Source organism: Lacimicrobium alkaliphilum (genome assembly GCF_002591895.1).
GTDB classification, from domain to species: Bacteria; Pseudomonadota; Gammaproteobacteria; order Enterobacterales; family Alteromonadaceae; genus Lacimicrobium; species Lacimicrobium alkaliphilum.
Genome location: NZ_NISX01000010.1, coordinates 60,528 through 74,781 on the forward strand (window position 1 = coordinate 60,528; position 14,254 = coordinate 74,781).

Sequence of the window (14,254 nt, forward strand, 5' to 3'; positions counted from 1 at the left end):
CTCCCCTGTCAGTTATCCTGATAAAATCTCTCTGGTCAGATCCTGTTGCCTGTCAATATCTTTTGCAGCCCTTGGCAGTTCGCACTTAACCACCCTGTCACCGCTGTTATACAACAGTGCCTTGGCACCTTTATCACCTGTCAGTTGCATCAGTGCATTAAAATCTGCTTTGCAAAAGATAGCAGGTACACCCAGAGTGTGCTGATAATATGCAGCCACTATGTTCTTTGGATACTGGTCCGAAAGCGCCATCAACCGGGCATAATCAGACTCTCTGATATCCACCTGATCGGCCAGACACACCAACACCCGCTCAATGTCAGGGGCAAGCTGACTGATTGCAAAATTAAGACTATACCCCATACCCTTTTGCCAGTGAGGAGCAATGATCCGCTTAATTTTCCCAAACTCACAGTGGCGTTGTACAACATCGGAGATTTGCTGCCAATGGGCGCCCAAAACCAGATAAACAGGATTCAAATCCGCAGGTAATTGCGCCAAAGCATGGCAAATCATTGGCTTATTACGGATTTCTGCCAATTGCTTAATCGCACCAAAGCGGCGACTTTGCCCTGCCGCTAACATGATCGCCGCGATACTCATCGCGGCTCTGCTGCACCAGGCTGCTCAGATTCAAGTTGCAATGAAATAGACCTTGCGTCCTTATTTTCCAGTACTGCGTGCATTTCGGAGATCATTGCCAATGCGATAGACTCAGGCAGTTCACCGCCCAGCCTTAGCCCAACCGGGCTGGCCAGAGGAACAGCCAAATCAGTAACTGACAGGCCTGCCTGTTTCAGCACTTTTTCAGTACGATGATCAGGGCCCAACAGACCGAGATAGCGGACCGGTGCATTGTGAAGCAATAACAGAGCTTCGGCATCCAGCGTCATATTATGATTCATCACTACTGCCCCGTCTAAAGTCTGCAACCAGGGCTGTTCAGCCAGGGTTGACAAAGGATCGCGCAGAATCTGCGCTCCTTCAAAAAACGCCTCGCGGGCATTGGCTGGCCGCGGATCCACCAACGTTATCCGCCACCCCAGTTGTCTGGCGATCGCAACCACCGGAATGGCATCCAACCCACCGCCAAAAACCGCAAGATGAGGGGCGGGGCGCATATGCTGCACCAGCACCCGATGCCCCTCCAGTTCCAGCTGAGCGACTTTGCAACCCGCGGGAAGCAATGCTGTGAGCTGCGCCATACTGAGCAGCTGGTTTTTGGGTGACGGTAATTCCAGGTATTGCAGATAGCCACAGGGCTGGTGTTGCTGTAAGGATATCAACAGCGTGTCCAGTTGCAGGTATTGATTCGCTTCGCTGACAGGCTGGAGCAGAATCTGCACCATCCCCCCGCACCCCAGACCCAGCTGCCATGCCAGATCCTCTTCTTCACGCATGTCATAACAGATAGTACGATTGCAGCCATCATCCCAGCAACGTCTTGCCTGGCGCATAATATCCGCTTCCAGGCAGCCGCCACTGAGTAGCCCCCGATATTGTCCCAGACTGTTAATCAACATCATCGCTCCGGCCTTGCGGTACGCGGAGCCTTCTGTGGCAATGATCGTGGCCAGCACCCACTGCAAATCGTCCTTACGTTGCTGCCAATGTGCCAGTAACTGATTGAGTTGGTTAGACATGTAAGGTTAACTGCGTCCCGAGTTCATCATAAGGTCACTACACCACCTGCACCGGCCTGTGGCTACCCGGAGCAGGACAGACTGTCATTAAACTGCGCTTATTGGCCACTTTCCACCAACGTTTTAAGATTCTCCAGACCGGTTTCAAAGTCTGGCCCGATCATTGAGTCCATCATCAACGCCATATAGTGCATAAACGGGTTTGGCCCTACATCGCCATAATCCTGCCATGTCACTTTGGTACCTCCATCCTGCTCAGTCAGGATGAATTCTCCCGTACTGCCCATCTCATACTCAGGAAAATACAAGCTGTATACCAGCCTTTTATTCGGCTCAGCGGCAATAATTTCCATCTGGCCACTGCCCTCAGCGTCACTTTGCCAGACAGAGCGCATACCTATACCACTGTCGGGCCCCTCATAACGTAACTGCATATCCGGATCGCGCTTAAACCATACCCCCCAATCCTGCCACTTACGCAGATCTTCGAGCCTGGCATATACCTGCTGCGGCGTCGCTTCTATCACGATATCCCGCTGTACTCTGAATTCAGAGGGCAGCACAAAACCGATACCCACCAAAATAAGCAACAGTAACAGCAACACCGTCAGGCTTTTTTTTAATATATTCACAGGATTATCCTTTTTATATCGCGCCCAATCGTCAACAGATATAACATACTATTAACATCTGACCGGGCCAAACTATTTTATGCTTATACCACTGCGCGCCGCCGGTTAATCGCCCAACTAACAGCACAATCTCTTCGTGGTTGGCCCATTGCGACTCAGCCCGGACAATGATTTCAGCAAGGCTTCCTGAATAACCTCGGGAGGAAAAGACGAAATACCAGATGCTGGTAACGAACTGAGCGAACTACGGGTCTTAACTGAAGATATTTATCCCATAGTTCGCATTTTTGTCGCATTCGTCTTGCACATTAATCACTTACAGGTTTAGCTAGCGTATCAGAGCGACAGCAACAACAGGAATAACAATGAAATATCGTCACCTGCTAGTACTTCTTATCCCGCTGCTATTTAATGCACCACTTTACGCCAAGCCCGGCGCCAGTGCACCAGACACCCCCAAAGGTGAGGCTCAGGGCCCGTGGAAACGCCTGATACTCCGGGGCGTCACACTGATAAATGGCGAAGGGGCACCGCCTCAGGGGCCATTGGATATCATCATTGAAAACAACCGTATTACCAATATCGTCAACGTCGGATACCCCGGAGTACCGATAAAAGAGGCGGGCAGACCTGAAATCAAGAGCACAGACAAAGTACTGGAACTTGAAGGCCATACTGTTATGCCCGGCTTTATTGACATGCACGGTCATATTGGTGGCTCGGCTGATGATATTCCTGCTGAGTATGTGTTTAAGCTGTGGCTGGCTCATGGCATTACTACGGTGCGGGAGCCCGGAAGTTTCAACGGGGCTGACTGGGTTATGGATCATGTGCGACGCAGCGCAAAGAATCAAATCACTGCCCCCCGGCTAGTCCCCTACTTTGGATTTGGTCTGGAGAGGGACGACCCTATCTATAGTGCTAAACAGGCGCGGGAATGGGTGCAATGGGCCAAACGCAACGGCGCTAAGGGACTTAAATTTTTTGGTGCAACGCCAAAAATCATGGAAGCCGCTCTTGATGAAGCCAGTCAGCAAGGACTCGGCAGTGCCATGCACCATGCACAACTTAATGTAATGAGCATGAATGTACTGGATTCAGCCCGCCTGGGCCTGACAACAATGGAGCATTGGTACGGTCTGCCTGAAGCGTTATTTGAAGACCGCCGTATTCAGCACTACCCAGCAGATTACAATTACAACAATGAACAGCACCGCTTTGCCGAAGCTGGGAAACTCTGGCAACAGGCTGCTGAACCCGGCAGTGAAAAATGGAATGCAGTACGCGATGAGTTGATTGAACTGGATTTCACCCTGAACCCTACAATGACGATTTACGAAGCCAGCCGTGATCTGATGCGCGAGCGGCGCGCTATCTGGCACGATGAATATACCCTGCCTACTTTATGGGATTTCTTCCAGCCAAACCGCTATGCCCATGGCAGTTACTGGTTCGACTGGACCACCAGCAATGAAATCGACTGGAAGGAAAACTTCAATCTGTGGATGCAGTTTATCAATGACTATAAAAATCATGGCGGGCGTGTCACTGCCGGTTCAGACTCCGGCTATATCTACAAAATCTATGGTTTTGGGTATGTTCGCGAGCTGGAAATGTTGCAGGAGGCAGGTTTTCATCCTCTGGAGGTGATACAGGCCGCCACGCTCAATGGCGCCGAAGCCCTGGGTCTGGAAGAGGATATAGGCTCTGTTCGCATTGGCAAACTTGCAGACCTGGTGATTATGGAGCATAACCCGCTGGCCAACCTGAAATTGTTATATGGTACCGGCCATTTTATGCTGGATGACAACAACCAGCCCACAAGAGTAGGCGGCGTTAAATACACTATCAAAGATGGCATTCTCTACGATGCCAGAGCGTTGCTCGAAGATGTCAGAGAAATGGTGGAAAAAGCCAAAGCAGAACAGCAGTAATACCTCAGGAAAATATTCGTTCTCACCGCGGAGACGCAGAGCGCGCAGAGATTAAAATCTCTGATATCCGCTACCTCCGCGCTCTTTGCGACTCAGCGGTGAAACGCTTTTAACCCTCTGTGTTCTCTGTGCCTCTGTGGTGAAATTCTCTTTTACCACCGATGGGATAAATTCGGTCAATGGCCTAGCGAAACCGCTCAACAATCTCAAACAGTCTGTTTGAGACTTCCAGTAACTCTTCACTTTCTTTTGCCCCCTCTCTGCTCATATTCAGGCTGTCGCCGGCAAGATCGGAGATATCCACTATCTGTTTATTCACCTGCTCTGACACTGTCGCCTGCTGCTCTACGGCAGACGCGATTTGCTGTGACATATCCGCAACCTTAGTCAATGCATCACCGATACCATTGAGTAATTCGGCAGTTTCCTCTACCTGAGCGACGCCCGTTTCGGCACTTTGTTGCCCGGTACCTGCTGTTTCAACGGCTTTTGTCGCGCTGGCGCCTAGTGACTGGATAATGCCGTGAATATCCCGGGTGGAATCGGTAGTGCGTTTGGCAAGTTGCCGGACTTCATCGGCAACCACCGCAAAGCCACGCCCCTGTTCTCCGGCACGGGCCGCTTCAATGGCGGCATTTAATGCTAACAGGTTAGTTTGCTCGGCAATCTGTTCGATGATCTGCGCTGCACTGGAGATATTCTTCGACTCCTGAGCCAGGGTATCCACGGCAGATGCAATATCTTCCACTGATTGTTTTAATCCACCGATAGAGGCAGCCGTACGTCTGGCAATAGCGCGCCCGGAGCTTGCTAATTCATCAGCCTTACCCGTTTCTTTTGAGGTATCCTGCACACGATGAGACACCTCATTAATCGTGGTTGTCATCTGGTTCATGGCCGTGGCAACCTGAGCTGCCTCCTGCTGTTGTTGCTCTAACTGACCAACAATACCAGAGGAAAAACTGACCGCATTTTTGGCTTTTTCCGACACCTGAATAGCGGCGTCTTCGATACGTGACAACACTGTGATTAAATGCGAACGCATACTGTGTATTGCCACCCTGAGCTTCCCTTCCTGCCCCACGTCATCGGTATAACTCATAATCGCCAGCGGATGATAAAAGGCACTGGGTATGATGGCCAGATACTGATTACATTTGTTGACCATGATAATGGCGGGCAATACAGCCAGAATAAGTGTAGACAGGCTCAGTATCACCATGGCTAATAGCGGGCTGAGCACATTCCATATAAGTACCGCCAGCAAAATAGCGGCCAATGCCAACAGCGGATATTTGACTTTTTGCAGTATCTCCCGCTTATCAACAGGCAGGCTGGTCTTGTCTTTTAATTTAGCGTATAGCTTATCTGCCCGCTGCACGTTGTCACGTGAGGGACAGGAGCGCACCGATTCATAACCCACCACTTTTCCCTGCTCGGTGATTGGCGTGACATAAGCATCAACCCAGTAATAGTCGCCATTTTTGCAACGATTTTTCACCAGCCCCATCCACGGCTTTCCGGCCTTGAGATGCTCCCACATCACCTTAAAAGCCAGAGGTGGCATATCCGGGTGACGAATAATGTTATGGGGCTGGCCAATCAGTTCTTCACGGGTAAACCCGCTGACCCGCTCAAACGCATCATTACAGTGCTGGATATTCCCCTGCGTATCAGTAGTGGAAATCAATCGTTCATTTTCACCAAACGTGCGCTCTTGTTGTGTAACAGGCTGATTATTTCGCATGGAGCATCCCTGTAAGCTGAAGGTTTAATTTTACTGCTATCGCGTTAATTATCTTTTTATTGAGCTAATAATAGACCAATATATAAAAATATAAGTAATCTCAATAGCTTAAACCTGTCAAAAACAGACTATAGAATGATATTTCTCTTCTGGGGGCTTTTCACATAAGCCTACTCAGGCTATGCTGTGGGCAGTTGCAGTAATAATACAAATGGTAAAGCGACAAGGACGCATTGATGGATCAAAACATGGTATCGACCCGACAGCAGCTGCTGAGCGCGCTGGCCCGACAGAGTGATGCTCTGGATGAGTATCTGAACATGCCTGAAGATGCGCAAATGGCCAGCAAGGTCATCGAGTGTAACCGCGAATTGCTGGCACTTTTGCATCAGATTATGGATAAAAAACCCGGTTCAGAGCCCCAGCGCTAAGCTGTTGACTCCTCAGTAGTGAGTCTGGTAGCTCGTTGCAGGCGGTTGTTTATGCCCCTCCATAGTGAAGTAACAGGCGGCTGTTCGATAATCAGAAGATCATTGTCTGAGTTTTCAAAATCATGCAGTCGTAAATACAGCTCTCTGGCATAAAAAGCCGGATCAACGGGCATCACTACCCAATCCACATGTTGCAAACCATAACGGTTAGGTGTCAGCGACCAGACCTGGATTTTACCCCCGGATTGTTGTTCGATTCTCGTTTTAAGTTCTTTTGGCGGACATAAGCTGGCTGGTTTTACCGGCGCATAATGGCGAAGATCGCTGCCTGACACCCTTGGTCCCTGACTTTCCCCATCTTGCCTGTAAGGGGCTACACCGGCCTTAACCAGTTCACCATCAAGCAGACCCGGGCGGAGAATTCGCGGCTCTTCAGTGCTTAAATCGACAATACTTGACTCAATTCCAACAGGGCATAGTCCGCCATCGACCACTGCCATAACATCATCCCCGAACTGGCCAAACACATGGGACGCGGCAGTGGGACTGATACGGCCATAACGGTTAGCCGAGGGCGCAGCCAGTGCACCACCAAATTCTTTTAATATAGCCAATGCAACCGGATGGCCCGGTATGCGCAGGGCAATGGTATCCTGCCCTCCTGTGATAATAGCCGGAGCCATGGGTGATTTTTTCAGGATCAGAGTCAAAGGACCCGGCCAGAATTGTTCTGCCAGTTGCCAGGCCAGAGCAGGTATATCTGTCGCCCATTCGCTCAGTTGACCCGGCTCCCCTACATGCACAATCAGTGGATGACTGAGTGGCCTGCGCTTGGCACTGAAGACTTTGCCAACAGCCTGTTCATTGCTGGCATCCGCTGCCAGGCCATAAACGGTTTCAGTTGGTATCGCCACCAGTTCACCTTCTCGTAAAAGGGCCACAGCCCTGGATATGTCCTGGCTGATTTCACCGTCCAGTTTTAACCTGTTCATAAACACCTCATGGATTACAAATGGAGCAATTAAAGGGATTGGAAAATTCATCACTGACAGGCTCAAAGTGTTGGGCCTGGCAGACTGCACAACGATAATACCTGCCCATAACCGTCCCGGTGGGCGTCTGGCACTGTTCACAAGGCAATCCAGCCAGTGATTTGAAAGGATGATATCCGGGGGCACGACACTGCGGGCAGAGTCGCAGCAGATGCCCTGCCAACTGTTCAGCGGCCTTTGCAATAGTCTGCATTCGGCAAGGGCAATACTGAGCTCTGAAATCCCATTCCGCGAACACCTGGTGAGTATCGAAGGTGTCATCCACCTTCAGCTCAATGCCCAGCGCCTGACGCAGGACAGGCGCTATTACCCGCTCTTTTTTATGCTTCGTCAGCAAACAAGCCGATGCCTGAAAATAGGGATGATGACGGTTCTTTGCACTGTTATGCATCAGCCCCCCTGTGACTTCCTGTTGTGCCCCCATATCCTCGGGCGTTACCCGCAAACGGCTCCGACCGGACAATAAAAATCGCCCGTTCTTTTAACCCTTGCAGATATGACATCCTGCCGGCCAGGCTCATTGGTTGTCTCCCTCAGCCGTAGGAAAAGGTATCCACTTGCCGTTCAGATAACGGCAAGTATCCTTAAGCCCGCTAAACAAATACAACCATTGATTATCCACAAGATGCTTAATCTGTGGGTGCCGGATAACAATATCGGCGATAGCCTGTTGCGGGGCGTCAATCACCACCGATAAACGCAATGGCTGGTGCACCCAACGCTGGCCATCATGGACTGACTGCATGGCTAAGCCGGTGCGCAGGTCGCCGCCGTTCCCTTCAAACACACCGATATTGCCGCCAACGACATTGTGCAGTACCTTATTGCCACTGCCATAATGGGGATTGTCAGTAACGGATGCATAGTACTGAAAGTTGATCCAATGGGTAACCAGCATCGGTGCAGTCATAATCTGTTCAAGTTGCTGAAACCCGTCATCCTTAGCCGAATCATAGTCGTGTAGAAAAGCACGCCCATTGAGGTCAACCCCTTTGGTTTTCCACCTTGGTGCAACGATAAAACTGGCATTGTTAGCCAGGCCCCATTCGGGACGAACCTGCGACCAGTCATAACTGCGGCGCAAAAATGCCTGGCGCAATAATTGCCCTGCCCCGGGCCTGTCTGATTCAGACATCAGCCCGCCAACCCTCTGCTGGCGGGCCAGCTCAGATGCCTGTTGCAACCATTGCTGAACCTGTTGCGTTTTTGTATCTTCAGCGGCGCTGAACAATTTCACCTCATCGGTGGTGGTATTGTGTAATGCGGCAACAAAGCGAGTGTTTAAGGGAATCTCAATCCCTCTATGCCGCAGTTCCTCACGCACTTCAATGTTATTCAGAATGGTGGCCAGGGCCTTGCTGTTTACCTCACCGGTTTGCCCGCCACAGGCACCGCAATCCAGGCCTGCCGCATGAGGATTGTTATGACTTTCACTGCCATGGCCGACAAGCAGGATTGTTTCTGCAAAACCATCGGTCAGCCCCATGCCGGTAAGAATTTTCGCCGCCAATCCGGTCTTTTCCACAACGTCCAGAACGTGCTCCGGGTCCTTACAAGACACCAGCTGTAATGGGGTATTGTTGCCATCCGATAACGCCGTTACCGGATGATTTGGCTGATGCCGGGGAGCAAAACTCTGGCGAAACAGCTTTAATCCATACGCGGGGCCGGAAGTCTCTACAAAGGTAAATGCGCTGGGGGCGGCGTGTTTAAAGCGCTGCCATGCCTGGCGAATCGATAATCGATGATAAACTGGCTCGTTGAGCCCGGACTCCACTAAACGGTAATCCGGAGACAGCAAACCGGGTAACTGTGGCCGGCGGTAGTAGCACCCCTGAGGTTGATATTCAGCCGCAAGGCCGAAAAAACCAGCAAAGCCTTTTGTCTGAATGTCGCTGCTGAGTGATTCGAGAGCCCGCCGGTACGGCTCTGAGCGAACATCAATACAGAACACGGCCTGTAATTTTGGTTGCGCAATATCACACTGCACTGGTGCATTTTTCAAAGCTGAGAAAAGACGTTGCTGGTACGCCAGTTCCAGTGCCTGTTGCCACAACCAGTCGTATTGCTGAATACTCAGATTGAACTGCTCGTAATCTGTGACCTGCTGCTGGCTGAGTTGCCATTGCCTGAGCAAGGTATTGGAATGATAATGGTGATAAAGCACACATTCCCATGCCGCGCGAATTGCCAGTAATTCTTGCAGAACCTCACTTTGCTGCCCCTGACGTTCAGATTCCTGTTGTTGATAGGCGCACCAGCTTGCCCAGCCATTGATACTTAAACTCAATGCATGCAAACAGGGATGCAGGGTATGTAGTTGCAGATCCAGCATGTCCGGAAGCTGTTGCCATAACTGCCGATAATCTTCAGGCAACCCGGCAAACTGGGTATGTATATCCGGCTCCCCCATCAACAACCCGATACCGCGATCATGGCGCACCGTATTCAACCAGCTGTTATATAATCCCGTGTCGGTGGTGACTTTCCATTTTGCCTGATGCTGATCAAAATAGGCCGCACAGAACTGGCTAATCTGATGGGTAATTTCATCAACCCAGGCGATATTGCGGGTTAAATCCCGCCCTGAATCAACCAGGTGAGACACCAGTCTGCACTCATGGGTATGACGCTCTGTGCTGATATGAGCCAATAGTTTTTCCGGCGACGCACCATGATATTCCTTAGCCACCTGCTGAAGGTGCGTATGTTTAATCTCACCGCGTTCATAACATTGTCGGTAAAAATGTCTGGGCATCAGTACCTGTGCACCACTGCGGCTGGCCAACTGTGCTGCAACTTCTGCGAGGCTTAAATGTGTCAGTTTCCACCACGGGTTAACCGCAATAAACTGATCCAGAGGCCAGACCGGCGTAACTGACTGGCAAACCTCCTCCACGACCTGATGTATCGGATTTTCTGATGAAGCCGAATCATACTGAGGCTGCATTAGTGCTCTCCTGTTTTAGCCAGTAATGAGGGTGAATCTGTGCGATTGCGGGTGAAATCATGCAATCTGACGGGCCAGATCCGCATGGTCTGCCGGGTAAACCATTCATCCAGATAAAGTCCGGCATAAAGTAGCGGATAGAGCCACTGAGATAAGCGGCCATAAGGGTAGACACGGATATTCACATACAACAGATAGAATAAACTGAATATCAGCATCACTGCCGCAGCCAGAGTGGACGAAACCACTGAAGGCGGCGTTATCGCCTCGGTAATATCAGCAAAAAACTGATGCCATAAGGCATAGAAAAGCGCCAGTGTCACAACGACCGGCACCACCATCAAACGGGCTAGGGCCAGTGGTTGTTTCAACCCTTCAATGAGGATCACACACAGCGCAATATTGATGATCCACAGCAGGCTGATGTAACCATAATTACCGGCATGCCAGGCATCGGTGAGCATCAGCAGGGCAGCAAAACCAGCAAACAGACTGACGGAAACCACGCTGGCCAGCGGCAGGTTGGGTTTGATTGGCGGCATTGCCATACGCGCGCGAATAAACTCATTCACCGTATTGCCGGCATTGAGAAAGCAGTAAGCCTTGTATAACGAATGCGCGAGAAGGTGCAGTAGTGCCAGGTCATAGGCACCCAGACCGCACTCAAGAAGCATAAACCCCATTTGTGCACAGGTAGACCAGGCCAGCATCACCTTGATACTGATACGGGTCATCATAATCAGACTGGCAATAATGGCAGTGCTGGTACCAACAATTACCAGTAGCGTATTGGCAAAGTCAGCCTGGGCCAGCAGAGGGCTGAAGCGAATAATCAGAAATCCACCGATATTGACAATACCGGCATGCAACAATGCCGACACCGGTGTAGGCGCCTCCATCACCTGCAACAACCATCCGTGAAAGGGCAATTGGGCACATTTAAGAATCGCCACGGTGGCAATCAGTATTGCGGCAACACTGGCGTAAGAGGAAGACAAATCATCCATTTTAAGCAGTGCAGAAATCGACAGGGTCTGAAATTCAGCAATCAACATCACAGTGGCCGCGAGCAGGCAAAGATCGGCGACCCGACTGAGAATAAATTTCTTGTGAGCCGCCAGTACCGCTTTGGGCCGTTCCGGATAGAACACCAGTAAGCGATGAAGAGTCAGGCTACAGGCAACCCAACTGATAAACAGGATGATCAGATTGTCGGTGATGACCAACATACTGACAGCCGCCAGTGTGGCCAGGAACCAGCGCTGGTAATAATGCTGTCGTTTTTCCCCGCTCAGATAGTTGCGTGAGAAACGCAGAATAATCAGCCCGATAAAGGTGACCATCACTAACATCAGTGCGCTAAGCACATCGAGTCTGACAGTCAGCAGGTTGTAGAATGAATCCGGTAGCCCCATCAACCCCAGAGCGCCGAATACAGACATCACAAACGCCATTGAAACTGTATTCAGGGTATAGCGCCAGCCCCCTTGCTTAGCTGGCAGAAACAACGCACCGAACAGCAGAACTATTGGCGTTGCTAAAAAAAGTAGTGCCGGAACAATCGCCACTCAATCCTCCTGATACTAAATGAATGTATTCGCAGGAAAGATTCTGGCGGGTGTTACAATTTAAGTAAAATATATATATATTTAGCTATCGTTCTTTATTTCTTAACTATAAAAATGCCCCGACTGAATTATCACCATTTGTTTTACTTCTGGCACGTTGCCAAAGGCCAGAGTCTGACCCAGGTAGCCAATGATCTGCATGTTTCACAGTCAGCGTTGTCGATGCAAATAAAACAACTCGAAGAACAAATGGGCCAGGCACTGTTTCGCCGGTCAGGACGCAAGTTGCATCTGACCGAGCCGGGCCGGATTGCACTGGAATATGCTGAAGAGATCTTTAACAAAGGTGAGGAACTGCGTGCTTTTATGCGCGATCACTCAGCCGGCCATATTCAACAACTCAGAGTCGGCGCCGTCGCCACTTTGTCACGTAATTTTCTTGAGGCTTTTATCCGACCGCTGTTGCCTCAGCAAAATATCAGACTCAGTCTGCGCTCGGCGAGCCTGGATGAGTTACTTGGTGAATTATCTGATCACAATCTCGATTTAGTGCTGTCTAATGTGCCAGTGATTGCCGATCGCAAAAACCCCTGGCGTAGTCAGCGTATTGCCCGTCAGGCGATCAGCGTAATCGGACACCCGGATAAACGGGCGCAATATTCGGATATCGCAGATCTGGTCCGACACAAGCTGTTGGTGCCAGGACCGCACAGTGAAATACGTATGGCGTTTGAACTCGTTTGTCAGCAATGGCAGATTCAACCTGAAATTATGGCGGAAGTAGACGATATGGCGATGCTCAGGCTGCTCGCGAGAGACACGGACTGCCTGGCGATTCTTCCCGGCGTAGTGGTTAAAGATGAAATTAACCAGGGGCAACTGATTGAGCTGGGCAAGCTGGCCGATGTAAATGAAAATTTCTATGCAGTGACGATTCGCCGACAGTTCCAGTTGCCCATAGTAACCGAATTGCTCAAACGCGGGCCGGAGGATATTCTGGCAAGTAACGCCCTGTGATAACACCTGACATGCCCGGCCAATGTCATTGCAGTAAAAAAGTTAAACCCAAAAGCTAATCAGACGCTATCAGAGCTGTGGCTGATCTGCCGCTGGCATTGCGCTATCGCGGTGTCACAGGACTATCTGGTCAAAGGCGATAAAACCCAGCGGCAATACAAAAAATACCCCAAGAATATAACCGGCAACATAGAGTTTATTGCGCTGTGCCATCAGCGCCAGAAACTCGGCCATATAAACAGGCAAAGAGCGTAAAAACGGCAGCCCAAAAATAACCAGAATAGCCAGAATATTGAAAAACAGATGAACCAGTGCAATTTGTAATGCCAATATCGCCGATGGGCCGCTGATGGCGGTTGCAGCCAGCAACGCGGTTACAGTGGTACCCACATTGGCCCCCAGGGTAAAGGCGTAGATCTGTCTCAGACTGAATACACCTGCACCGGCCAGTGGCACAATCAAAGCTGTAGTCGTGGATGACGACTGCACCAGTACGGTCATCACAGTTCCTGAGGCAATGCCGGTAATGGGTCCCTTGCCAATGGCCGCATGCATAATACGTTTGGCCCGCCCCACCAGTAAACTGCGTAACAATTTGCCGATGTTCGACACCACAAATAATATCAGTGCAATCCCCACCACAATCAGAGCGATACCGGCCAGACTGCCCGGTAGCCATGAGGTCAGTAGTTTAAGCAAATCTGATGCGGGCGACAGCAACGCACTGATAAGGTTAAATTCAGCGAGACTGAGACTGCCTGAAGAATAAATCAGTTCGGAAACAAAAACCGAAAAGCGCTCAAGCGGATGAAACAATAACTCCAGTGGCAGCAATAAAGCTACCGCCATCAGATTAAAACAATCATGCACCGTAGCCGCCGCAAAGGCTTTTCGAAACTCAGTCACCTGACGCACATGCCCCAGGCTAACCAGCGTACTGGTCAGCGAGGTACCGATATTGGCCCCCATCGCCATGGGAATGGCGATACTCATGGGTAAACCACCAGCAACCAGGCCAACAATAACCGACGTGGCAGTACTCGAGCTTTGCATCAATGCCGTGGCCACCAGCCCTACAACCAGAGCAATCACAGGGTTGGATGCAAAGGCGAACAACTCCCTGGCATTATCACCGGCCACCATTTTAAAACCATCACCGATGGCACCAACTGCCGCCAGCAACAGATAAACCAGTACCACCACTAACAACCAGGCATCCCAGCGACTACGGCCACTGGCTTGTTTGAGTGTCAATCCGGGTTGATAAACACCGGCTTGTG

General features: G+C 50.5%; 12 protein-coding genes. 3 read left to right on the forward strand and 9 right to left on the reverse strand.

Going from position 1 to position 14,254, the window contains the following annotated elements; translation table 11 throughout:
* Nucleotides 1–12: 12 nt before the first annotated feature.
* From CDA54_RS11010 to CDA54_RS11020, 3 genes are all read right to left on the reverse strand, one after another.
* Nucleotides 13–603: a nucleotidyltransferase family protein gene (locus CDA54_RS11010; RefSeq protein WP_099035070.1), complete on the reverse strand. Its 591-nt coding sequence runs from the start codon at nt 601–603 to the stop codon at nt 13–15.
* Entirely contained in the window at nt 600–1,643 is a 1,044-nt protein-coding gene (locus CDA54_RS11015) for an XdhC family protein (RefSeq protein WP_099035071.1), read from the reverse strand. Before CDA54_RS11015 ends, CDA54_RS11010 begins: the two co-directional genes overlap by 4 nt.
* Nucleotides 1,644–1,741: 98 nt before the next feature.
* Nucleotides 1,742–2,275 (reverse strand): SRPBCC family protein, encoded by a 534-nt coding sequence (locus tag CDA54_RS11020; protein ID WP_099035072.1) that lies wholly within the window; start codon nt 2,273–2,275, stop codon nt 1,742–1,744.
* A gap of 365 nt (nt 2,276–2,640) precedes the next feature.
* Here CDA54_RS11020 and CDA54_RS11025 point away from each other — a divergent pair, with 365 nt between their 5' ends.
* Nucleotides 2,641–4,209: an amidohydrolase family protein gene (locus CDA54_RS11025; RefSeq protein ID WP_099035073.1), complete on the forward strand. Its 1,569-nt coding sequence runs from the start codon at nt 2,641–2,643 to the stop codon at nt 4,207–4,209.
* Between the two features lie 184 nt (nt 4,210–4,393).
* Here CDA54_RS11025 and CDA54_RS11030 read toward each other — a convergent pair whose 3' ends face one another.
* Nucleotides 4,394–5,956 (reverse strand): methyl-accepting chemotaxis protein, encoded by a 1,563-nt coding sequence (locus CDA54_RS11030; RefSeq protein WP_099035074.1) that lies wholly within the window; start codon nt 5,954–5,956, stop codon nt 4,394–4,396.
* 236 nt (nt 5,957–6,192) lie between these two features.
* Here CDA54_RS11030 and CDA54_RS11035 point away from each other — a divergent pair, with 236 nt between their 5' ends.
* Nucleotides 6,193–6,387 carry a hypothetical protein gene (locus tag CDA54_RS11035; RefSeq protein ID WP_099035075.1) on the forward strand — a complete coding sequence of 65 codons (195 nt, stop codon included), beginning with the start codon at nt 6,193–6,195 and terminating at the stop codon, nt 6,385–6,387.
* Here CDA54_RS11035 and CDA54_RS11040 read toward each other — a convergent pair.
* The 4 genes from CDA54_RS11040 to CDA54_RS11055 form a co-directional block, all read right to left on the reverse strand.
* Nucleotides 6,384–7,379, reverse strand: a complete 996-nt coding sequence (locus CDA54_RS11040; RefSeq protein WP_099035076.1) for an L-threonylcarbamoyladenylate synthase — start codon at nt 7,377–7,379, stop codon at nt 6,384–6,386. The two genes, CDA54_RS11035 and CDA54_RS11040, sit on opposite strands and share 4 nt — an antisense overlap.
* Before the next feature lie 7 nt (nt 7,380–7,386).
* Complete coding sequence (locus CDA54_RS11045) at nt 7,387–7,830, reverse strand: DUF6671 family protein (RefSeq protein WP_099035077.1); 444 nt, start codon at nt 7,828–7,830, stop codon at nt 7,387–7,389.
* A gap of 126 nt (nt 7,831–7,956) precedes the next feature.
* The gene (locus tag CDA54_RS11050; protein ID WP_099035078.1) at nt 7,957–10,389 is read right to left on the reverse strand and encodes a YbcC family protein; all 2,433 of its coding nucleotides are present in this window, start codon (nt 10,387–10,389) and stop codon (nt 7,957–7,959) included.
* Entirely contained in the window at nt 10,389–11,957 is a 1,569-nt protein-coding gene (locus tag CDA54_RS11055) for an NADH-quinone oxidoreductase subunit L (RefSeq protein WP_099035079.1), read from the reverse strand. Before CDA54_RS11055 ends, CDA54_RS11050 begins: the two co-directional genes overlap by 1 nt.
* Nucleotides 11,958–12,071: 114 nt before the next feature.
* On the opposite strand from CDA54_RS11055, the gene CDA54_RS11060 reads away from it, so the two are divergent.
* Nucleotides 12,072–12,974 (forward strand): LysR family transcriptional regulator, encoded by a 903-nt coding sequence (locus CDA54_RS11060; protein ID WP_099035080.1) that lies wholly within the window; start codon nt 12,072–12,074, stop codon nt 12,972–12,974.
* 114 nt (nt 12,975–13,088) lie between these two features.
* Here CDA54_RS11060 and CDA54_RS11065 read toward each other — a convergent pair whose 3' ends face one another.
* Nucleotides 13,089–14,228: a Na/Pi symporter gene (locus tag CDA54_RS11065; RefSeq protein ID WP_373286092.1), complete on the reverse strand. Its 1,140-nt coding sequence runs from the start codon at nt 14,226–14,228 to the stop codon at nt 13,089–13,091.
* Nucleotides 14,229–14,254 lie beyond the last annotated feature (26 nt).

Excerpts from the sequence above, each read along its gene's own strand:
- CDA54_RS11030 (WP_099035074.1), bottom strand. The coding sequence starts at position 5,956 with ATGCGAAATAATCAGCCTGTTACACAACAAGAGCGCACGTTTGGTGAA.
- CDA54_RS11060 (WP_099035080.1), top strand. The coding sequence starts at position 12,072 with ATGCCCCGACTGAATTATCACCATTTGTTTTACTTCTGGCACGTTGCC.
- CDA54_RS11015 (WP_099035071.1), bottom strand. The coding sequence starts at position 1,643 with ATGTCTAACCAACTCAATCAGTTACTGGCACATTGGCAGCAACGTAAG.
- CDA54_RS11050 (WP_099035078.1), bottom strand. The coding sequence starts at position 10,389 with ATGCAGCCTCAGTATGATTCGGCTTCATCAGAAAATCCGATACATCAG.
- CDA54_RS11035 (WP_099035075.1), top strand. The coding sequence starts at position 6,193 with ATGGATCAAAACATGGTATCGACCCGACAGCAGCTGCTGAGCGCGCTG.
- CDA54_RS11045 (WP_099035077.1), bottom strand. The coding sequence starts at position 7,830 with ATGCATAACAGTGCAAAGAACCGTCATCATCCCTATTTTCAGGCATCG.
- CDA54_RS11040 (WP_099035076.1), bottom strand. The coding sequence starts at position 7,379 with ATGAACAGGTTAAAACTGGACGGTGAAATCAGCCAGGACATATCCAGG.
- CDA54_RS11010 (WP_099035070.1), bottom strand. The coding sequence starts at position 603 with ATGAGTATCGCGGCGATCATGTTAGCGGCAGGGCAAAGTCGCCGCTTT.
- CDA54_RS11025 (WP_099035073.1), top strand. The coding sequence starts at position 2,641 with ATGAAATATCGTCACCTGCTAGTACTTCTTATCCCGCTGCTATTTAAT.